The organism is Winogradskyella sediminis (assembly GCF_003387355.1).
GTDB classification, from domain to species: domain Bacteria; phylum Bacteroidota; class Bacteroidia; order Flavobacteriales; family Flavobacteriaceae; genus Winogradskyella; species Winogradskyella sediminis.
In genome coordinates, this window is sequence record NZ_QUNH01000002.1 from 145,473 (window position 1) to 166,439 (window position 20,967).

A 20,967-nucleotide genomic window follows, 5' to 3' on the forward strand; every position below is an offset into this window, starting at 1 on the left:
ATCGTAAATGCGTATTGAACCAAAATCTACCTTTAAAAACTCACAACTTATTTTTTCCGGGTTGTTCAAATAATAAAAGTTTAATTTCGTATTATTATTTATTTGGACAAATGGGATTATTGAAGTCTAAGTAGTATTAGTATTTTTAATTCCATTTAAAGGTGCGTTTTATTTAGAATCTTTCGCAGAAATGAGGAAGTAAATCACCGCAATTGTTCCACCTATTATGTATTGATGTTATAAGCTTATGGCTATTGTATAATACCTGCACAACCTATACGTGCACCAGCAGCGCCAGAGGGTTGCGATTTTAAATCGTCTTCACCAATATGTACAATTATTGCTTTTCCTAAGATATCTTTAGTGGTATCGCCACAACCAATACACCATTCGTCTGTGGTTTTAGTTACTGTAGCGCGTCCGTTGGCATTAGCGGCTATGTTACCGATATCTCCTTTGTGATATCCTGCTTCATCACCCCAAGCTCCATGTGGTTGCCCTGTAGGATTCCAATGGCCTCCAGCAGAAGAACCATCGTTAGCTGAACAATCGGCTTTTTCATGAATATGAATGGCGTGTTTCCCTTCTTCTAATCCGGTAACCGTACCAACCATGCTTACCTTACCATTGGTCTCTGTAAAGTTAATAGTTCCTTCTATGTTACTATCACTTTTAGGTGATAAGGTTACTGATATTTTTTTTGATGTGGTATCAACGTTTTCTTCTATAACTTCAGTTTCTTTTTCCGTCGTGGTGTCGGTTTCTTTTTTAGTGTCTTTACAGGCTGTGACTGCAGAAACTAATATGCATGATAATAGTAATACTTTTAAATTTTTCATGATATGCTCAAATTTTTAGTTGGAATTAATATTTAATCGTGTTAAAATTCGTCTCTAAGTCTATGGTTTGTAGCCATAAGACAACGAACATTGGGCACAAATTAATGAAGTAAAAAATGCTTCAAGTGCTCAATCACAATTAATTTTAATTCATTTGACACTATTCTAAGATGAGGCTATCTGACTTTAAAAATACTTAGAGTTTAGGTGCTTATTTATCACGAAGATATGTGCTCACTTCTATAGCAACATCTTCCCACGTTTTGCTGACACCATCAGCACCTTTATGCAAATCAAAACATACTTTGTTTAAAGATTCCAATGCGCCTAATGCGTCCCAATCTTTAAGATCCATGGTGCCTTTCATGCTTACGCGTCTTTCATCGGTGATGTTTACTTCTAATGGCAAGTCTTTAGTTACTCCATTCATTGTTATTTCGGCAGTATACGCGTTGTTGGCATATTTAATTTTTCCTTTTAGTAATTCAGTATTTAACATCGCACCAAAGAATGACGTTTTTAGCTTTTCATCTCTAGTTTCATCTTTAGTAAATAAGCTACTCACCGGAATTGAAAATTCTAAATTATTTAAAGCTTCTTCTGGCGTTGCACCTGCTTTATCTTCAAAATTAAGCGTTGCAAATTCTCCGCCTACAGGGACTTTGTCAGTCGTTTTATAAGCCGTCCATTTTACATTGGTTGCTTCTGGTTTAACCACATAGGACACGGTGTTTTCAACAGCTTCAGGTGTTGTTGTTTCTTCTGCTTTTTTATTGTCTTTACATGAGGTAAAAACTAAACTTACAATAATTAATAGTGATGCGAATTTTATGCTTTTCATGATGTTTTTTATTTGAAGTAAAATTAGTCATATAACAGCGTTAATACAAGTAACGAGGGCTTGATAAATCAAAATTTTTAGCCGTATGATAAATATCATAGTTTATATTAAGGTGTACTTCTAATTTTGAGGATTAATAAATAAGTATGAGTCAGTCGTTAATCCAAAAATATAATGTTGCAGGACCTCGTTATACGAGTTATCCAACCGTTCCTTATTGGGATTTAGAATCCTTTTCTTTAGAAGGATGGAAAGCTTCTTTACAACGTGCTTTTCAAGAAAGAAACACAACAGAAGGCTTAAGCTTATATATTCATTTACCGTTTTGCGAAAGTTTGTGCACCTTTTGTGGTTGCCATAAACGCATTACCAAACGTCACGAGGTAGAATCTCCTTATATCAAAGCTGTATTAAAGGAATGGAGTTTGTATCTAAAATTGTTGGGCTCTAAACCGGTTATTAAAGAATTACATCTAGGTGGAGGGACTCCGACATTTTTTTCACCAGAACATCTAAACGATTTAATTTCTGGAATCTTGGCAGATGCTGAATTAGCAGAAAACTATGAGTTTAGTTTTGAAGGGCATCCAAACAATACTACAGAAGCCCATCTCACCACCTTATATAATTTAGGGTTTAGAAGGGTTAGCTATGGAGTACAAGATTATAATTTACGTATTCAGAAAGCGATTAACCGCGTGCAGCCGTTTGAAAATGTGAAACGTGCAACAGATTTGGCACGAAAAATAGGATACACTTCTGTTGGACATGATATTATTTTTGGCTTACCGTTTCAGACCGAAGCCGATGTCATTGAAACAATCAATAAAACAAAAGCCTTAATGCCAGACCGTATTGCGTTTTATAGTTATGCACATGTGCCATGGATTAAAGGAAATGGACAACGTGGTTTTAAGACATCGGACTTACCAACACCAGATGCGAAGCGTTTACAATACGAAACCGGAAAACAGTATTTTGAAGCTGCAGGTTATGTAGAAATAGGTATGGACCATTTTGCTCTAAAAAGTGATTCGCTATATAAAGCGATGGAGCAACACACTCTACATCGTAATTTTATGGGTTATACGGCTTCAAAAACCAAAGCCATGATTGGTTTGGGAGTGTCTTCTATTAGCGATAGTTGGTATGGATTTGCACAGAATGTTAAATCGAATGAAGAATATTACAAGCTGTTAACACAAGATATCATTCCCGTATTTAAAGGTCATATTTTAATCACCGAAGACCTTATTATTAGAAAACACATTCTTAATCTGATGTGTAATTTTGAAACGCAATGGGAGGATGAGGCCTTAGTATTTAAAGAATTACCAGAAGTCCTTATAAAATTAAAAGAATTTGAATTGGATGGGTTACTACAGTTCGAATCAAAAAAAGTAATTGTAACGGAAAAGGGGAAAGCCTTTATTAGAAATATATGCATGGCTTTCGATTTATTATTACAACGAACAAAACCTGAAACTCAGTTGTTTTCAATGACCATTTAATATTTAAAAAATGAAAAAAATAATTGTACCAGTCGATTTTTCAGAACATTCAGAATTTGCACTAGAAGCAGCTGCAGGTTTGGCTCACAAATTTGGATCCGAACTTATTGTATTACACATGTTAGAATTGTCTAATGCAATTATTTCTTCAGCGAGTGAAGCTTTAAATCAAGAAACTATTTATTATTTAAAGCTAGCAGAACAAAAATTTGAAACCTTTTTAGACAAACCCTATTTAGAAGGTATAAAAGTGAGTCCGGTAGTCAAACATTTTAAAGTATGGAGCGAAGTTAACGAGGTTTCTATAGAGCATAAAGCGAACCTCATTGTTATGGGGTCTCAAGGTGCAAGTGGAATTAAAGAAGTGTTAATAGGCTCTAATACGCAAAAAGTAGTGCGGTATTCGGATATTCCGGTTTTGGTCATTAAGCATAATCCTATATTAATGGATTTTGAAAATGCTGTGTTTGCTTGTGATTTTTCTGAAGATGCTATTCCACCTTATTTACAAGCAAAAGACACGTTTAAAGCATTGGGTATTACCATGCATTTGGTATATGTAAACTCGCCAGATGGTAACTTTAGAAGTTCTACTGAAATAGATAAACGGGTTTCTAATTTTTTGAAAGAGGCCGAAGGAGATTTAGTTAATCTAGAAGCTGTAAATGTAGTTTCGGACTACTCTATAGAAAAAGGGATTCTAAATTTTGCAAATGTCATTGGTGCAGATCTTATTGCTGTGGCAACCCATGGAAGAAAAGGATTATCGCATTTTTTTGAAGGGAGTGTCTCTGAAGATATTACAAATCATTCCACATTACCTGTAATGACATTTAAAATATAGTCGTCGATGTTAATTGTAGTTAGTTTTTTAATGTCGTCAATAAAACGCCAAAGATTTTTCTTTGGCGTTTTTCTTTTACAATCTCAAATATGTAAAAATTATTACAGTCGATGAAATGGATATAGTTTGGTTTTAAGGATGTATATATGCTAAATCACCCCTTATGTTATTGGAAAATAGTAACTAACTTGAAGGGCAGAAGATGTTAATGACAATTTATAGCACTAGAAGCCATTTCTACCATTGGAGCAGGTGAGAGGTATGGAATGCCTAACCCTAATCCTCGAAGAATAAATAATAGACCTATCACCACAACAAATACAGGAATAGCTTTTTGTATGTGTTGCTTAATGGTACTATTTAAAAATTTACCTAAATATATGGCTGTAGTCATTAGAGGTATTGTTCCGAGTCCGAATAAGACCATATACAAACTACCGTCTAATAAACTTCCTGTTGCTATCGAACCAAAGACAGCCATATAGACCAAACCACAAGGCAGGAATCCATTAAGAAAACCAATGGTTAAAAAGGTATCTGCGGTTTTCTTTTTTAAGGCTTTACCTAAAGAGGACTTTACTTTAGAAATAGCTTTGTATAAAGGTTTGGTAAGGTTGTATTTTCCTATGACATTTTGGGGTAAGAGCACAATTACAATCATTAAAATTCCAATAATTATTGAAAGTTGCTGCTGAATTCCAAAAAGAGAAAAACTTTTCCCGACCAGTCCAAAAACTAAACCAATGATACTATAAGCCAATAGCCTACCAAAATGGTAAATACCGATTTGACTTACTTTTCTAAATGAATTGGATCTATCTACAGGCAACATAAAGGCAATAGGACCACACATGCCAACGCAGTGCAGACTTCCTAATAAACCTAATATGAGGGCTGATATAAGCATTTAATATGTGATTTCTTTTTTAAAGAGATAAGAATTAGTGTTATATTTCCAGTCTACTTTAATGTTCCAACGACCATCCAACAAACGCTTGTCAGGTATGAGCAAATTATGGTTAGATAGTGAAATCTCAGTTTCAAAATCTAATTGTTTGTTAGATGGTCTATATAGGAACACTTTACCTTCTATTTTTTGAATGTTTAAGTCTTCTGGAAATGTGATTACAATACCTTCTTTGGTTGTTTTTAGAGTAATATTACTTTTTAAATGTTTTGCATTTTCTTCATGATCTAAATCCGCTTGAAATTGAAGCTCTTGGCCGTAATAATCTTCAACCACTAAATCGTGATCATATTTACTATCTGTACTCATACTTATTACAAAGTACATAATAAAGGATATAAAACATACAAATGCAATTACGATTGCGGTTCCCCAATTTATTTTCATAATTAATTTATTTTTTTATCCTGAATAGCAATCAGGGTTAAATCGTATTTAAATCTGCTTTTTTTTGCAGTACACGAGTTTATTTTTCTAAAGACTTGCTAGGTTATCGAAACCTGCTAGGTCTATTTTAATTAAAACTTCTAGGTCCTAAAAACGTGACCGATGTGGTTTCTATAAGTTCATCCTCGCTATAAAGATCTATCATAACGTCGTTTTTGTCACCAGACAAGTCACTTTGTTTTAGCTCTATAAATAAAGTGCCTTCTGCAATGCCTTGTGGCTCTACACCAAAGGTTTCGGAAGTGGAAACAATATGAATATCTCCATCCCAACCTCTGAGTTTAAAGCTTAAATTATCGATTTCATTAGAAGTTTTATTGACCAGCTTAAAGGTGTAAACGTTACTTATTATACCGTTATCTTTATGTTCGTATAGTTGACCTGGTAATCGTAAAATTCGAGCTTCAACATCACTTCTCAATAATAACATACCAGCCAAAATACCGATTAAAATAGTAAGAACTGCCATATAACCTTTCATACGAGCGGTTATTTTAAAAGGTTCTTTCTTTTCAATTTCATCTTCACTAGCAAAACGAATTAGGCCTTTAGGAAGGTTTATACTTTCCATAATATGGTCACACTCATCGATACATGCGGTGCAATTCACACATTCTAATTGGGTACCGTTTCTAATATCGATTCCCGTAGGACAAACATTAACACATTGAGAACAATCTATACAATCTCCATGACCTAGAGCTGCTCTGTCTTCCTTTTTTCTAAACTTTTTTCTACCATTCTCTCCTTCACCACGTTTGTGGTCGTAAGCTACAACAATAGATTTATTGTCTAAAAGCACTCCTTGCAAACGACCATAAGGACATGCAATAATGCACACTTGTTCTCTAAACCAAGCGAATATAAAATAAAAAACGGCTGTAAATATCAATAGCGGTATCAGTGTGCCAGTATGTTCAAAAGGACCTTCGGTGATGTACTTTATAAGTTTATCTCCACCTATTAAATATGCTAGAAAAACATTGGCAATTAAAAACGATATAACCAAAAAGATAAACCATTTTAAAGCACGTTTTCTAATTTTTTCGGCATTCCATTTTTGTCTAGCTAATCGCATTTGCTTGTTTCGGTCACCATCAATCCAATATTCAATCCGTCTAAAAACCATTTCCATAAAAATGGTCTGTGGGCAGATCCATCCGCAAAATACACGACCAAAGCCTACGGTGAATAAGGTGATAAAAATAACGCCAATAAGCATGGAGATGACAAAGAGATAGAAATCTTGAGGCCAAAACGGAAATCCAAAAATATTGAATCGTCTTTCTAGGATATTAAATAATAGAAACTGATTACCATTAATTTTGATGAAGGGAGCCGCAAATAAAAAGGCTAATAATACATAGCTTACGAGCTTACGCTTTTCATATAATGGTCCAGACGGTTTTTTAGGAAAAACCCATTTGCGTTTACCTTCTGCATCAATTGTACCAATTGAATCTCTAAAAACTTCGTTTCCTGGCGTTTCCATTACTTTTTTAACTTAACTATTATTTAGAAAAAATCTTCTAATCCCAGTGTTATATTTACTCATCAGTGTCTTCTGGTACCCAAACATCTCCTTCCGCAGCTTTTGGATTGGCAGGAGTTGTGCCTTGAAACTGTAAAACATAGCTAGCTACTTGTGCCATTTCTAGAGGTTTTAAACTTTGTTTCCAAGCCACCATACCTTTACCAGAACGTCCACCTTCAGATATCGTTTTAAACACATTTTTAATACCTCCACCTAAAATCCAATGGTCATCTGTAAGGTTTGGTCCAATTCCACCACCTCCATCTACCATATGGCAAGCCACGCAGTTGGTTTCAAAAATCTTTTTACCAGCATTTAAATCCGCCGTTTCAGTTAATACTTCTACAGTGTTTATATCCACTAATCCTTTAGCTGTCTTTTTATATGCTTCAATGGCAGCATTAGCTTCTGCATATTCAATTTCATATTCTACAAATTGGTCATCTGCATCTAAAACATGATAACGAACCATATAGATCACAGCAAAAACTATAGAGATATAGAAGGAATATACCCACCATGGTGGTAAATTATTATCTAATTCTTTAATACCATCGTAACTATGGTCTAATATAATTTCGCCTTCTTCTTCAATTGGTTTCTGTTTACCAACTAATTTAGAATACAATGCTTTTAATTTTGTGAATTGAGGTGTTTTAGATCGTGATGCTTCGTAGCGTTTTTTTCCTTCCTCATCTAAGCTTTGATAAAGAATATTATCTAAGGAGTTTACAATACCTTCAATGGCAATAAGCACTAGTAGTATTAAAAATAAGAATAGTAAAATAATTGGCTGCTCAATAAAAGCAGGCTTATCTCCTGAATCTACAAAGTACTCTACGAGTCCAGCAATGGCAAAAAACATTACAGGTACTCTAATGTATGATGGGATTAAATGTCTCATATTGTGGTATCGTTTTGATTGTCTAATGGAATATTACTAACTGTGGTGATATAATCTTTCTTAGCTGTGATTACCCAATAGAATAACACAACAAAAAATATAAAGAAAATAAGAAGCGATATCAATGGGTATATCTCAATCCCTGTAATACTTTCTAAATGACCTTTTATAAATTTGAACATAATAAATTAGTTTTGAGCGGTTTCGTCTAAAATATCTTTTACTTTAATATCGGTTCCTAGTCGCTGTAAATAAGCAATTAAGGCTACGATTTCTCTGTTTCGCATTTCTACGAAATCATCTCCTGAGGCTGCTTTATCAGCTTCATACGAGGCTACAAAATCTGGATCATTATAGAGGCTTTTCTCAATTTGTGTACCTTGCTCTAACATATCAGCCTGTGCGTTGGCTATATCTTCTTCGGTATAGGGCACTCCTAAAGATACCATGGTTTCCATTTTCAATTGCGTGTCAGATTTGTCTAACTCATCTCTAATAAGCCACTGGTAAGCTGGCATAATAGAACCTGTGGACGTACTTTGTGGATCGTACATATGATTAAAGTGCCAGTTGTCTGAGTATTTACCTCCAACACGATGTAAATCTGGACCAGTTCGTTTACTTCCCCAAAGGAATGGATGATCGTATACAAATTCTCCAGCTTTAGAGTATTCTCCGTAACGCTCTACTTCCGATCTAAACGGACGTACCATTTGTGAGTGACAACCCACACAACCTTCTCTAATATAAATATCCCTACCTTCCAGTTCTAAAGGTGTATAAGGTTTTACAGTACTAATGGTTGGTATGTTAGATTTTACAACGATGGTTGGTATAATCTGTACGATACCACCAATTAAAATAGCGATTGTAGCATATATTGTTAAAAGTACAGGCTTACGCTCTAACCATGTGTGCCATCCTTCACCTGCAACACGACCTTTTGAAACACGTTTTAAAGCAGGAGCTTCAGCTAATTCATCTGTAACACCTTGTTTAGAGCTTACAACGGTTAGGATAACATTGACTACTAAAATAATCATCCCAGTGATGTATAAGGTGCCACCAATAGCACGCATCCAGTACATTGGCATAATTTCGGTTACGGTTTCTAAGAAGTTACCATAAACTAAAGTACCATCTGGGTTAAATTGTTTCCACATACTCGCTTGAGCAAAACCTGCAACATAGAGTGGTAGTGCATACAACATTATACCTAACGTTCCAATCCAGAAGTGTAAATTGGCTAAACCGATAGAGTATAATTTTGTTTTAAATAATTTTGGAATAAGGTAATAAATCATACCAAAGGCTAAGAAACCATTCCATGCTAATGCACCCACGTGTACGTGAGCTATAATCCAATCGGTAAAATGCGCAATGGCGTTGACATTTTTTAAGGATAACATCGGACCTTCAAAGGTTGCCATACCGTAACCTGTAATGGCTACAACCATAAACTTTAAAACAGGATCTGTACGCACCTTATCCCAAGCACCTCGCAAGGTTAAAAGCCCGTTAATCATACCACCCCAAGATGGCATTAATAGCATTACTGAGAATGCGACACCTAAATGTTGTGCCCATTCTGGTAAGGCTGTATATAATAAGTGGTGCGGACCTGCCCAAATATAAATAAAGATTAATGACCAGAAGTGCACAATAGAAAGTCTATACGAATACACAGGTCTATTCGCCGCTTTAGGCACAAAATAATACATTAAACCTAAAAAAGGAGTGGTTAAGAAAAATGCAACCGCATTATGTCCATACCACCATTGTACTAAGGCATCTTGTACACCAGCATACACCGAATAACTTTTCATACCTGTGAAACTTACAGGAAGCGCTAAACTATTAAAAATGTGAAGTACAGCAACCGTAACAAACGTTGCTAAGTAGAACCATAAGGCGACGTACAAGTGTCGTTGACGACGTTTTAACATCGTACCGATAAGATTAATACCAAAAGCCACCCAGATTAAGGCAATAGCAATATCTATTGGCCACTCTAGCTCAGCATACTCTTTAGACGTAGAATAACCTAAAGGCAACGTAATTGCTGCTGCAACAATAATAAGTTGCCATCCCCAGAAATTTAAATTACTTAAAAAGTCGCTAAACATTCTCGCTTTTAGGAGGCGTTGCGTAGAGTAGTAGACACCTGCAAATATGGCGTTACCTACAAAGGCAAAAATCACCGCATTGGTGTGTAAAGGTCGTAATCGACCAAAACTCAACCAAGAGACACCATCGGTCATGTTTGGGAATAAAAACATAAAGGCCAAAATAAGCCCTACAAGCATCCCAACAACTCCCCAAAGAATGGTAGCATAAAGGAATTTTTTAACGATTTTATTATCGTAATAGAATTGTTGCATTTCCATATTTAATATAATTAGTCAGTTTTAGTTTGTTTCGTTGTATTGGTTTGTTTCTTTACAAGTTCGTCTTCAAAAAGCATTCGAACGGATGGAGTATAGTCATCGTCGTATTGTCCGGACTTCACGGCCATAATGAAAATGACAAAAAAAGCCACACCAATAACTACGCTAACTGATAACAAAATATAAATAACACTCATACCTACTGAAGTTATGCCCCAAAAGTACTATTGAGACTGTTTTGAAAATATGATAAAAATCATGTTTCCTTATTTTTTTATTCATTCTATTCGTTTTCCTAAAAGATTTGTTGCTACGGTTGTAAATACAACAATACTTATAGAGCTTAAAGGCATTAATATTGCTGCAACAACAGGCTCTAATTGTCCGGTGATTGCAAAGTATAATCCAATTATATTATAAAAAAATGACAATACAAAACTCCACTTGATAATTTTTATAGCTGATTTAGACGCTTGAATATAGCTATATAATTGCTTAAATTTTGAAGCATCTAAAATAGCATCACATGCTGGAGAAAAGACATTTACATCTTCTGAAATTGCAATACCAACATTACTCTGAGCTAATGCACCAGCATCATTTAAACCATCACCAATCATAAGTACTTTGGCTCCTTCTGTTTGATGGTATTTTATAAATTCGAGTTTGTCTTCTGGCTTTTGATTGAAAATTAATTTCGTTTTAGCTGGTAGTAATTTTTTTAAATTTTCAAGCTCTCCTTCATTATCACCTGAAAGAATAACCAAATCAAAATGTTTTTTTAGTTGGTTGAATAATTTTGAAACCCCTTTCCTATAACTGTTGTAAAATGTGAATTTTCCTTTATAGATATTGTTACTACTCACGTGGACCGTAGTATTTAACAAAGCGCTTGTATTTGGACTGCCAACAAAACTAGCCGAACCAATTTTCATATTTACTGTATTGTGTTTGGCTTCAATACCTTTACCAATGTGTTCTTCAAAAGCATCAAGCGTTATGATATTATGTTCTTGTAATATGTTGTACAAGGTTCTACTTAAAGGATGGTTAGAACCTCTAAGCGAATTTTTAAGGACTAAAGTTTCAGAGTCTGATAGTGTTTCTCCATCGTATTCGGCATTACTATCTTTATTGGATGTAATCGTTCCTGTTTTATCAAAAATTACGGTGTTTATTTGCGCTAACTGTTCAATGACACTTGCATTTTTTACATAGAATTTTTGCTTTCCAAAGATGCGTAAGAGATTTCCAAACGTAAAAGGAGCAGAAAGGGCAATGGCACAAGGACATGCAATAATGAGTACTGCCGTAAATACGTTCATAGCTTTACTGGCATCTACAAACAGCCAAAAGGCGGTTGCTATAAATGCAACTGTTAATATGGCTATCGTAAAATGTTTGCTAATGGTATTTGTAATATTCGTAAATCCGTCTTCTTTATTTTTGTTAAAGACATCATTACTCCATAGTTGTGTGAGGTAACTTTGTTCAACGGATTTTAAGGCCTCCATTTCAATGACTCCGTTGGTCTGTTTTCCACCTGCGAATAATTTGTCCCCAGACAGTTTAGAGACCGCCTGCGATTCGCCTGTAACAAAACTGTAATCTATTTTTGCTTTGCCATTAATTAAAATACCATCTACAGGAATTAATTCTTCATTCCGAATTAAAATACGATCCCCTTTTTCAATATCGTAGACCTGAATGGAATTTTCGTTTCCATTTGTATCAATTTTAGTAATAGCGATTGGAAAGTACGATTTGTAATCGCGCTCAAAGGATAAGAAATTGTAGGTTTTTTGCTGGAAGAATTTTCCAACTAAAAGAAAAAATATGAGTCCAGCTAAGCTATCAAAAAAACCAGAACCGATATCAAATATAATTTCGATGGAACTTCTAATAAACAGTACAGATACTCCAAGGGCAATAGGCACATCAATATTTAGCAGTTTGGCCTTTACACCTTTATAAGCTGAAATAAAATAATCTTGAGCCGAGTAAAATACAATAGGTAACGACATTACAAACATTAACCAACGAAAGACGGGTTTGTATTGTTCAAGCCAAAATTCATTCACTTCAAAATACTCAGGAAACGACAAAAACATGATATTACCAAATCCGAAAGCTGCGACTCCAAGCTTATAAATTAAACTCCGGTTAATGTGTTGTTTACCAGAATTAAAATCCTCTAAGCTGATGTATGGTTCATAACCGATAGAACTTAATAAGAGTACTACCGATTTTAAATTAGTTGTATCAGCATTGTACGTGACTCTAACTGTTTTTTTACCAAAATTAACTTGAGAATCAGAAATATTAGGATTCAGTTTGTTGAGGTTTTCTAATATCCAAATACAAGAACTACAGTGAATATGCGGAATATAAAGTGTGGCTATTTCTATGGAGCCATCTCTAAATTCTGTAAGCTTTTCAATAATATTTTCTTGAGATAAAAAATCGTATTTACCTTCTATTTCTTTTGGAATTGCTCCAGGAGAATTTTGTAAATCGTAATAACAGGTGAGATCGTTCTCGTTAAATATTTCGAAAACAGTCTTACAACCATTACAACAAAATGATTTGTCTTGAAATGTAATTGGGTGACTACCACAGTCATCACCGCAGTGAAAACAAGTTTTGTTTTCCATTGTTAATTTGCTCATTTATACCTGTAACAAAAGTCTTAAAAGTACGAATTTTAATCTATGATAATTGTCATGTTTTAATTAACTTTGAATTTAATTGTCTTCCTATGAACAAATGTGACCAATGTATTATTAAACAGTTTAATGCTTTAAAAGCTTTAGGAAAAGATGATTTAATTCGGATTTCGGGTTGTAAAACTTCAAAATTTGTTCAAAAAGGAGAAACCCTTTTTAGTGAAGGTGAAAGCATCAATGGCATTTTCTGTATTAAAAATGGTGTGTGTAAATTGACTAAATTAAGTGCCAACGGAAAAGACCAAATTGTAAAATTGGTAGTCCGTGGAGATTTAATTGGTCAACGGTCTTTAGTTTCAGATGAGAAGTCAAATCTCACAGCTGTAGCCATAAATGAAATGGAAGTTTGTTTTATTCCTAAAAGCGAAATTCTTCACGATTTATCAAAAAACGCCAAATTTTCTCTAGATATGCTCCAAGATATGGCTAAAGAACTAAGAGTTGCTGATAATGTTATTGTCGATATGGCACAAAAATCTGTAAAACAACGTTTGGCGGATGTTTTAATTTATTTGCACGACACCTTTGATAAAGATGAAGATGGCTACCTTAGTGTTATTTTATCTCGTGAAGATTATGCTAATTTAGTCGGAACAGCCACAGAATCTGCTATTAGGATACTATCTCAATTTAAAAAAGAAGGTCTTATTTCTACGACCGGAAAACACGTCAAAATAGAAGATTTAGAAGGCTTAAGACGTGTAGAATAATTTTAGTTACAGCTTTTGAGAGGCTAGTGCTTCATATGTAATAAATCGATAACGCATATATCTACAGCTACCACAAAAGTTACAGGAGAAACCTTTAATGATTCATATTTTCTAAAATTTTGATTTCTAAAAGAGATGTTAATGCAAGAGTAAAGGAGACCAAAATGCATTATTTTTACATAGCTATGAAACGAGCAAGCTAAAAATTTTAACTAAGAAGGAATTTTTAATTGCCAACTGCATGTGTCAGTTAATCACATTAAAGGAAAACACATGAAAGAAAAAATAAACAAAAAAGGTTTTGTATTTAAAACCTACGAAGCACCTCACCAATCACCATTTGAAAAACTCTTTGAGATTTTTAAAGAGTTAATTACACATACTTCTGGCGATTTTGATGAAGCTATAGATTGGTTACGACAATTAGACAAGGAATATAAACTCACCACACCAGAATATACCATTGATGATTTTATAGAAGATCTAAAAAATAAAGGTTATATACGCGAAGAAATTGATCCCAACGGAACAGGTGAAGGCGGATTCGCCATTACTGCAAAAACCGAACGCGCCATAAGACAACAAGCGCTAGACCAGATTTTTGGAAAAATAAAACGAAGTGGTTCTGGTAATCATAAAAGTAAAGGTGTTGGTCTTGGAGACGAACATACAGGAGACTTTAGAAGCTATCAATTTGGTGACAACTTAGATAAGGTTTCTATGACCGAAAGTATTAGAAACGCCCAGATTAATAATGGAATAGGTGATTTTAGCCTCACAGAAGATGATTTAGTAGTGGAAGAAACTCTTCATAAAAGTCAGATGAGTACCGTTCTAATGATTGATATTAGCCACAGTATGATTCTTTATGGAGAAGATAGAATAACGCCAGCTAAGAAAGTGGCTATGGCATTGGCCGAATTAATTACCACACGTTATCCTAAAGACACCTTAGAGATTTTAGTGTTTGGTAATGATGCTTGGCCTATTAAAATTAAAGAATTACCATACCTAAAAGTAGGACCTTACCACACTAATACAGTTGCAGGTTTGCAATTGGCTATGGATATGTTACGAAGAAAACGAAACACAAATAAACAGATTTTTATGATTACAGATGGTAAACCAAGTTGTTTGCGTTTGCCAGATGGTCAGTATTACAAAAACAGTAATGGTTTAGATCCATACATCACCAATAAATGCTATGCTATGGCGCAACAAGCAAGGAGATTGCATATTCCTATAACAACGTTTATGATTGCTCAAGATCCTTATTTAATGCAATTTATTAGAGAATTTACACAAGCCAATAGAGGGAAAGCATTTTACACAGGCTTAAAAGGTTTAGGCGAAATGATTTTTGAAGATTACGAGAATAATAGAAAAAAGAGAATTAAAGGATAAAAAAAGAAAAAGTATAAAGAGCATAGAAAAGCGAAATAGCAGCGTCTATTTTCCTTTATCTATAATCTCTTTTCTAATAATTGAATATGAAAATAGAAACAATAAATACATTAGGCGAATTAAAACAATCGGGTTATCAATCAAAATCTATAAAAGATGAGTTGAGAGATAATTTAATTGAAAATATAAAGAACAAAAAGACAACTTTTGAAGGCATTCATGGTTATGAAAACACCGTAATTCCGGAGTTAGAACGTGCTATTTTATCTAGACATAATATTAATTTATTAGGATTGAGAGGTCAAGCTAAAACGCGTTTAGCTCGTATGATGGTAAACTTGTTAGATGAATACATTCCAATAGTAGAAGGTTCAGAAATTAACGATGATCCTTTAGAGCCAATTTCGCGATATGCTGTAGAACTTATAGCAGAGAAAGGAAATGATACACCAATTACTTGGTTGCATAGAAGTGAGCGTTTTGCCGAAAAATTGGCAACGCCTGATGTCACTGTAGCTGATATTATTGGAGATGTAGATCCTATAAAAGCAGCGAATTTAAAATTGAGTTATGCAGATGATCGTGTCATTCATTACGGTATGATTCCAAGAGCGAACCGTTGCATTTTTGTGATTAACGAGTTGCCAGATTTACAAGCACGAATCCAAGTTGCTTTATTTAATATTTTGCAAGAAGGTGATATACAAATTAGAGGTTTTAAATTACGATTGCCGTTAGATATGCAATTTGTTTTTACAGCAAATCCTGAAGATTATACCAACAGAGGAAGTATTGTTACGCCTTTAAAAGATAGAATTGGGTCTCAGATTTTAACGCATTATCCAGAATCTGTTGATATTGCAAGAACCATTACATCACAAGAAGCAAAGCTAGATACCAGACAATCAGAATCTGTTTACGTACCAGAATTAGCCAAAGATTTGTTAGAACAAATTAGTTTTGAAGCTAGAGAAAGCGAATATGTTGATGTAAAAAGTGGTGTAAGTGCGCGTATGAGTATTACAGCTTTTGAAAACTTATTGAGTACAGCAGAACGAAGAGCTTTAATTTCTGGAGATGATAAAACGTCTGTGAGATTATCTGACTTTATAGGTGTAATTCCGGCTATAACCGGAAAAGTAGAATTGGTTTACGAAGGTGAACAAGAAGGTGCAGATTTTGTGGCTAATTCATTAATGGAAGAAGCTGTGAAAACCTTGTTCCCAAAGTATTTTCCTAAGGTTGAAAAATTACAAAAGCAAGATGAAGAAACACCTTATGATGATTTAATTTCATGGTTTTTTAATGGTGATGGTTTTGAACTTTTAGATGATTTAGACGATGCTACTTATAAAGCGAAGTTAGATGAAGTAACACCATTAGATGCTTTAATAGCAGATTATCAACCAGAAATCGACCCAAAAGATGTCTATTTCGAAAAAGAATTTATTCTTTGGGGATTAACACAATTTCAAAAACTAAGTAAATATCGCTTTTCAGAAGGTATGCAATTTAAAGATCCTTATGGAAGTTATATAAGTGGTTTGTAATTTTATCTTACATCCCGACTTTTAATATTAGCATCGCAGAGTTTTATAATCTCTGCGATTCTTTTTTGTTGCGTCACTTCTCTTTTAGCTTGGTTTAACCAATACAAATAGCTTTTTCTGTAACTAGGAGCAAAGTTGAGGTAATTAGTATATGCATTAGGATTCGCCTTAAACGCTTTTTGAAGATTCTCAGGTATTATGCCTTTTTCTACAGTATCTAACGCAGACCAACTTCCATTCGCTTTGGCAACCTTTATCGATTCTTGTCCGCTTCGATGTATTAAATTTGCTTTTTGTAATGCTCTTATATGTTTTTTATTAACGGCACTCCAAACGCTTTTGGGTTGTCTTGGGCAGAAATATTGTCGTCTTTTGCCATCGCCTAAACTTTTTACAGTCGAATCTATCCAGCCATAACAAAGCGCAACTCTCACGGCTTCTTCCCATCGCATAGAGTCTTTCTTGTGGTCTACTTTATAGAATATTAATTGTACGCCTTTTACGGTGTTGTGGTTGTGGTGCAGCCATTCACGCCATTCGGTGTCGGTTTTAAAATAGAGTTCAGGGATTTCCAAATGTATAAAGTTTTATGGGTTGGTTTAAGGCCTATAAATATACTTTAATAATCTCGATGCTTTATATCTGTTAGGTCTAAATTCAATTTAATACTTCGTAGTTGAAAACATGATACGCGAAACAACGTCTCAATCACTTGTCTTTTTTTTTATTGATGATTTCTTAAAAAAATTAAGGATGTTTTCTTTAATTCTTAATCTAGAGCCATCATTTTATAAGAAATTAAATGAGGTGTAAAATTATGCTTTTGAGTTAATTAAATAGCTATTGAGGCAGTAATTTACTGGAAATCTGTTAACATAATTCAACCATAAAACGATTTCTATATGCATAATGAAGAAAATAATACACAACCAAAAATTAGTTTTCTTTCTTTCGATATTGATAATACTCTAATTGATTTTGATACCCACAAAAGTAATTTCCGAAATATTTGGAATAAATATCAACCTAAAGACGTCATGCTTTCATATAATTCTGGGAGGCTAATTGATGACGTTCTCAACCTAATTGATAAAGGCATTCTACCAGAACCCGACTATATTATTTCTGGTGTGGGTACGCACATTTATAATTACAAAGAAAAATGTGTGGTAAAGGAGTTTAATAATGTTCTCGATGAGGGTTGGGATGTAAAAGCTGTTGAAGATTTAATACAAAATATTGACCACCCAATAAGCGATCAGCCTACCAAGTTTCAACATGCCTATAAACGAAGCTTCTTTTTATACGATGCGAGTCCCGAATTAATTTCAAGTATAGAGCAAGATTTTGAGAATGCTAATATGAATATTAATGTAGTGTATTCTGGAGATAAATTTTTAGATATTCTTCCAAAATTTGCGAATAAAGGCAATGCTTTACAGTGGTTAATAAAACAACTCAACATTAAAGCAGAAGACGTTGTAGTGGCTGGAGATAGTGGCAACGATTCTGCTATGTTTGGAATGCCCAATGTTAAAGGTATTGTTGTTTCTAATGCACATGAAGAATTATACCAATACACCAAACACAGAAAAGTCTATCATACCGAAAACGAAAAAAGTGATGGTATAATTGAGGGATTAGTACACTATGGTATTTTACCAAGTAAGGCTAATAATGATTCTAATATAGATCACAAGGATGATTTTTTTATAAAACAAGAACAAAAAAATCTTGCTAATGAAGATGAAAATGAAAAAGTAGCGCTGATCCGTAAAGGCTATAACAAAGCTATTGAAGCCTTAAAAAAGAATATTACACCATTAGGATTTTCTGCCTGTTCTATAAAAGATAATATTGCTCACGGTACAGATGTCAATTATCATAGCGTTTGGGCAAGAGATGGAGCTATAACCGTTATTGGTGCATTGCCTTTAATTCATAAAGATGAGGCTATTCATACCTGTGCACGTCAAACACTCTTAACCTTATTTGAACATATTTCACGTAATGGTCAGATTCCCTCTAATGTACGAATTAAGGATAACATTCCTGATTATTCTGGAGTAGGTGGAATTTGCTCCATAGATAGTGGTATTTGGGTAGTAATTGCGTTTTATGAATATGTAAATGAGACGAAAGATATAGAGTTTCTAAGAACGCATATTGCTGCTATAAAGGAAACAATGCGATGGTTGGGAGCACATGATAGTAATAATGATGCCTTACTAGAAATTCCAGAAGCTGGTGACTGGACGGATTTATTTGGAAGAAGTTATAATATTTTATACGATGAAATTCTTTGGTATCGTGCTAATGTTTGCTTTGGTAGAATGATGGAAATGTTAGGTCAGAATGAAGAGGCTGGCGAATATATAAGATGGTCTCAAGTCATTAAAAAGGAAATATTACAAAACTTTTGGCCGTCTACAAAACAGCAATTATTTCAGTCGGTATCTTTTGCTGAAAAACAATTTACCCTTGGAGATACTTCTTATTTAATAGCGCAGACCACACCTTTCGATTTTAGTTGGCGTTGCGATACTTTAGGTAATGTTTTGGCTTTTCTACATGGTACAATTGATGCCGAAAAAGCACACCAAACTTTTAAGTTTATGTGGGGAGTTGGGGTTAATGATCCTTTTCCTATTGCTAATGTCTATCCTGTAGTAAGTCCTGGAGACCCAGATTGGAGACCGTATTATACCGTGAATTTATTAAACCTTCCTAATCACTATCACAATGGTGGTATTTGGCCATTTGTCGGTGGTTTTTGGGTGAAATTCGTTAACAAGTTGGGCTTTAAAGATATTGCTATCGCTGAACTGCATAAGCTGGCATTAATAAATAAAGAGGGAATAAATGTAGAATGGGAATTTACTGAATGGGCACACGGAACGACAGGTAAACCCATGGGAAAATCCTATCAGGCGTGGTCCGCAGCACAATATATTTCTGCTTGTCATGAATTAAACATAATTACATAACATTTAAAATTAAATACTATGAAATCAATATTAATGATCTCCTTACATGGCTATGTAGGTGCAAATGTCGAATTAGGAAAACCAGATACTGGCGGACAAGTGGTGTATGTTTTAGAGTTGGCAGACCGTTTTAGTCGACTTGGGAAAAGGGTAGATTTAGTAACAAGACAATTTGAAGATCAGCCAGAATACGATCACGTCGATGAGAATTTTAGTATATGGCGTATTCCTTTTGGTGGTAAAGAGTTTATACGTAAAGAAGATATGCACGATCATCTTAAAAAGTTCGTGAACAATACCTTGGCTGCTATAAAAAAAGAACGTAAAAAATATGATGTTGTGTATTCGCATTATTGGGATGCAGGATGGGCTGGACAAAAAATAGCCGAAGAATTAGGAATTTCACACGTCCATACACCACATTCTCTAGGTTGGTGGAAGCAGTATTCTATGGGAAGTGATATGGACGAAAAGAAAATGGAGGAGGTTTATCGTTTTAAAGAACGCATTCGAAAAGAATATTTTGTGTATCAAATGTGTAATCATGTTATTGCAACAACCTTACCTCAGGTAGATCTATTGGTGCAACAATACGATGTGCTACCACGAAATTGTAGTATGGTGCCACCTGGTATTGACGAAAATCGTTTTTATCCAGTGCCAACTAAAGAGACGGACAAAATTAGAGCGAAATACGATATTCATCCCACAGACATTTTAGCCTTAGGAAGAATGGCACATAATAAAGGTTATGATTTACTTATAAAATCACTACCAACAGTTTTTGATTTGTGTCCTGAAGCACGATTGGTTGCTGCTGTAGGTGGAGATTCTAAGCAAGATAAAGAAGGTATTAAAAAGTTGAAAACATTGGCGAGTGAGTTAGGAATACAAGATAAAATTAAATGGAAAAATTATATTGCTGATGAAGATTTAGCAAATGTGTACCGTGCAGCACATGTATTTGCAATGCCTTCAAGATACGAACCCTTTGGAATGGTAGCTATTGAAGCTATGGCTTGTGGTACGCCTAGCGTTGTAACGGTTCATGGTGGATTATATGATTTAATTGATTTTGGAAATCAAGCGCTTTTTGCAGATCCGCATCGACCTGTAGAATTTGGTGCTATGTTAGCAATGCCACTTTTATATCCCTCTTTAAGAAATGAATTGTCTGTGGAAGGAGCACGTTTTGCTCGTCGTAATTTTGGTTGGACAGGTATTGCTAAACGCATCCTCGAAAAATTTAAAAGCTCAATAAATCAACAGACAATGGAGTCTAATATTTATTCATAAACCGCAATTGTGAAATGGAT

Annotated in this window: 18 protein-coding genes; 7 read left to right on the forward strand and 11 right to left on the reverse strand. The window is 34.4% G+C overall.

Features of this window, described 5'->3' with window-relative positions:
- Positions 1 to 251: 251 nt before the first annotated feature.
- Together C8N41_RS07965 and C8N41_RS07970 are read right to left on the reverse strand one after the other, a co-directional pair.
- Positions 252 to 839 (reverse strand): superoxide dismutase family protein, encoded by a 588-nt coding sequence (locus tag C8N41_RS07965; RefSeq protein WP_115838893.1) that lies wholly within the window; start codon positions 837 to 839, stop codon positions 252 to 254.
- 211 nt (positions 840 to 1,050) lie between these two features.
- A complete protein-coding gene (locus tag C8N41_RS07970) occupies positions 1,051 to 1,680 on the reverse strand; it encodes a YceI family protein (protein WP_092444057.1) in 630 nt (209 codons plus the stop codon).
- A 146-nt stretch (positions 1,681 to 1,826) separates the two neighbouring features.
- Here C8N41_RS07970 and hemN point away from each other — a divergent pair, with 146 nt between their 5' ends.
- On the forward strand, positions 1,827 to 3,191 hold the full coding sequence (hemN, locus tag C8N41_RS07975; protein ID WP_115838894.1) for an oxygen-independent coproporphyrinogen III oxidase: 1,365 nt from the start codon (positions 1,827 to 1,829) through the stop codon (positions 3,189 to 3,191).
- 10 nt (positions 3,192 to 3,201) lie between these two features.
- A complete protein-coding gene (locus C8N41_RS07980; RefSeq protein ID WP_092444053.1) occupies positions 3,202 to 4,035 on the forward strand; it encodes a universal stress protein in 834 nt (277 codons plus the stop codon).
- A 205-nt stretch (positions 4,036 to 4,240) separates the two neighbouring features.
- On the opposite strand, the gene C8N41_RS07985 is transcribed toward C8N41_RS07980, so the two are convergent.
- From C8N41_RS07985 to C8N41_RS08020, 8 genes are all read right to left on the reverse strand, one after another.
- Positions 4,241 to 4,942: a sulfite exporter TauE/SafE family protein gene (locus tag C8N41_RS07985; RefSeq protein WP_115838895.1), complete on the reverse strand. Its 702-nt coding sequence runs from the start codon at positions 4,940 to 4,942 to the stop codon at positions 4,241 to 4,243.
- A complete protein-coding gene (locus C8N41_RS07990) occupies positions 4,943 to 5,389 on the reverse strand; it encodes a FixH family protein (RefSeq protein WP_115838896.1) in 447 nt (148 codons plus the stop codon). It abuts the gene before it with no gap.
- A gap of 127 nt (positions 5,390 to 5,516) precedes the next feature.
- Entirely contained in the window at positions 5,517 to 6,941 is a 1,425-nt protein-coding gene (gene ccoG / locus C8N41_RS07995; RefSeq protein ID WP_092444047.1) for a cytochrome c oxidase accessory protein CcoG, read from the reverse strand.
- A 55-nt stretch (positions 6,942 to 6,996) separates the two neighbouring features.
- On the reverse strand, positions 6,997 to 7,887 hold the full coding sequence (locus C8N41_RS08000) for a cbb3-type cytochrome c oxidase N-terminal domain-containing protein (RefSeq protein ID WP_115838897.1): 891 nt from the start codon (positions 7,885 to 7,887) through the stop codon (positions 6,997 to 6,999).
- On the reverse strand, positions 7,884 to 8,069 hold the full coding sequence (locus C8N41_RS08005) for a CcoQ/FixQ family Cbb3-type cytochrome c oxidase assembly chaperone (protein ID WP_092444043.1): 186 nt from the start codon (positions 8,067 to 8,069) through the stop codon (positions 7,884 to 7,886). The genes C8N41_RS08000 and C8N41_RS08005 overlap by 4 nt, the downstream gene beginning before the upstream one ends.
- A 6-nt stretch (positions 8,070 to 8,075) precedes the next feature.
- The gene (ccoN, locus tag C8N41_RS08010; protein ID WP_115838898.1) at positions 8,076 to 10,274 is read right to left on the reverse strand and encodes a cytochrome-c oxidase, cbb3-type subunit I; all 2,199 of its coding nucleotides are present in this window, start codon (positions 10,272 to 10,274) and stop codon (positions 8,076 to 8,078) included.
- Between the two features lie 11 nt (positions 10,275 to 10,285).
- Positions 10,286 to 10,471, reverse strand: coding sequence for a cbb3-type cytochrome oxidase assembly protein CcoS (gene ccoS / locus C8N41_RS08015; RefSeq protein WP_092444039.1), 186 nt, complete (start codon positions 10,469 to 10,471; stop codon positions 10,286 to 10,288).
- Between the two features lie 81 nt (positions 10,472 to 10,552).
- A complete protein-coding gene (locus tag C8N41_RS08020; protein WP_115838899.1) occupies positions 10,553 to 12,928 on the reverse strand; it encodes a heavy metal translocating P-type ATPase in 2,376 nt (791 codons plus the stop codon).
- A gap of 104 nt (positions 12,929 to 13,032) precedes the next feature.
- Between C8N41_RS08020 and C8N41_RS08025 the strand changes: the two genes are divergently transcribed.
- From C8N41_RS08025 to C8N41_RS08035, 3 genes are all read left to right on the forward strand, one after another.
- The gene (locus tag C8N41_RS08025) at positions 13,033 to 13,710 is read left to right on the forward strand and encodes a Crp/Fnr family transcriptional regulator (protein WP_092444035.1); all 678 of its coding nucleotides are present in this window, start codon (positions 13,033 to 13,035) and stop codon (positions 13,708 to 13,710) included.
- A 273-nt stretch (positions 13,711 to 13,983) separates the two neighbouring features.
- Complete coding sequence (locus C8N41_RS08030) at positions 13,984 to 15,114, forward strand: vWA domain-containing protein (protein ID WP_115839521.1); 1,131 nt, start codon at positions 13,984 to 13,986, stop codon at positions 15,112 to 15,114.
- Positions 15,115 to 15,200: 86 nt separating this feature from the next.
- The gene (locus tag C8N41_RS08035) at positions 15,201 to 16,664 is read left to right on the forward strand and encodes a MoxR family ATPase (protein WP_115838900.1); all 1,464 of its coding nucleotides are present in this window, start codon (positions 15,201 to 15,203) and stop codon (positions 16,662 to 16,664) included.
- Positions 16,665 to 16,666: 2 nt separating this feature from the next.
- Here C8N41_RS08035 and C8N41_RS08040 read toward each other — a convergent pair whose 3' ends face one another.
- A complete protein-coding gene (locus tag C8N41_RS08040) occupies positions 16,667 to 17,239 on the reverse strand; it encodes a YdeI/OmpD-associated family protein (RefSeq protein WP_115838901.1) in 573 nt (190 codons plus the stop codon).
- Between the two features lie 327 nt (positions 17,240 to 17,566).
- Here C8N41_RS08040 and C8N41_RS08045 point away from each other — a divergent pair, with 327 nt between their 5' ends.
- Positions 17,567 to 19,651, forward strand: coding sequence for an HAD-IIB family hydrolase (locus C8N41_RS08045; protein ID WP_115838902.1), 2,085 nt, complete (start codon positions 17,567 to 17,569; stop codon positions 19,649 to 19,651).
- Positions 19,652 to 19,669: 18 nt separating this feature from the next.
- Positions 19,670 to 20,947, forward strand: coding sequence for a glycosyltransferase (locus C8N41_RS08050; RefSeq protein WP_115838903.1), 1,278 nt, complete (start codon positions 19,670 to 19,672; stop codon positions 20,945 to 20,947).
- The last annotated feature ends 20 nt before the right edge of the window (positions 20,948 to 20,967 follow it).

Excerpts from the sequence above, each read along its gene's own strand:
- C8N41_RS07985 (WP_115838895.1), bottom strand. The coding sequence starts at position 4,942 with ATGCTTATATCAGCCCTCATATTAGGTTTATTAGGAAGTCTGCACTGC.
- C8N41_RS08050 (WP_115838903.1), top strand. The coding sequence starts at position 19,670 with ATGAAATCAATATTAATGATCTCCTTACATGGCTATGTAGGTGCAAAT.
- C8N41_RS08025 (WP_092444035.1), top strand. The coding sequence starts at position 13,033 with ATGAACAAATGTGACCAATGTATTATTAAACAGTTTAATGCTTTAAAA.
- C8N41_RS08030 (WP_115839521.1), top strand. The coding sequence starts at position 13,984 with ATGAAAGAAAAAATAAACAAAAAAGGTTTTGTATTTAAAACCTACGAA.
- C8N41_RS08035 (WP_115838900.1), top strand. The coding sequence starts at position 15,201 with ATGAAAATAGAAACAATAAATACATTAGGCGAATTAAAACAATCGGGT.
- ccoG (WP_092444047.1), bottom strand. The coding sequence starts at position 6,941 with ATGGAAACGCCAGGAAACGAAGTTTTTAGAGATTCAATTGGTACAATT.
- C8N41_RS08005 (WP_092444043.1), bottom strand. The coding sequence starts at position 8,069 with ATGTTCAAATTTATAAAAGGTCATTTAGAAAGTATTACAGGGATTGAG.
- C8N41_RS07965 (WP_115838893.1), bottom strand. The coding sequence starts at position 839 with ATGAAAAATTTAAAAGTATTACTATTATCATGCATATTAGTTTCTGCA.
- C8N41_RS08045 (WP_115838902.1), top strand. The coding sequence starts at position 17,567 with ATGCATAATGAAGAAAATAATACACAACCAAAAATTAGTTTTCTTTCT.
- C8N41_RS07970 (WP_092444057.1), bottom strand. The coding sequence starts at position 1,680 with ATGAAAAGCATAAAATTCGCATCACTATTAATTATTGTAAGTTTAGTT.
- C8N41_RS08000 (WP_115838897.1), bottom strand. The coding sequence starts at position 7,887 with ATGAGACATTTAATCCCATCATACATTAGAGTACCTGTAATGTTTTTT.
- C8N41_RS08020 (WP_115838899.1), bottom strand. The coding sequence starts at position 12,928 with ATGGAAAACAAAACTTGTTTTCACTGCGGTGATGACTGTGGTAGTCAC.
- C8N41_RS07980 (WP_092444053.1), top strand. The coding sequence starts at position 3,202 with ATGAAAAAAATAATTGTACCAGTCGATTTTTCAGAACATTCAGAATTT.
- C8N41_RS07990 (WP_115838896.1), bottom strand. The coding sequence starts at position 5,389 with ATGAAAATAAATTGGGGAACCGCAATCGTAATTGCATTTGTATGTTTT.
- ccoN (WP_115838898.1), bottom strand. The coding sequence starts at position 10,274 with ATGGAAATGCAACAATTCTATTACGATAATAAAATCGTTAAAAAATTC.
- ccoS (WP_092444039.1), bottom strand. The coding sequence starts at position 10,471 with ATGAGTGTTATTTATATTTTGTTATCAGTTAGCGTAGTTATTGGTGTG.
- hemN (WP_115838894.1), top strand. The coding sequence starts at position 1,827 with ATGAGTCAGTCGTTAATCCAAAAATATAATGTTGCAGGACCTCGTTAT.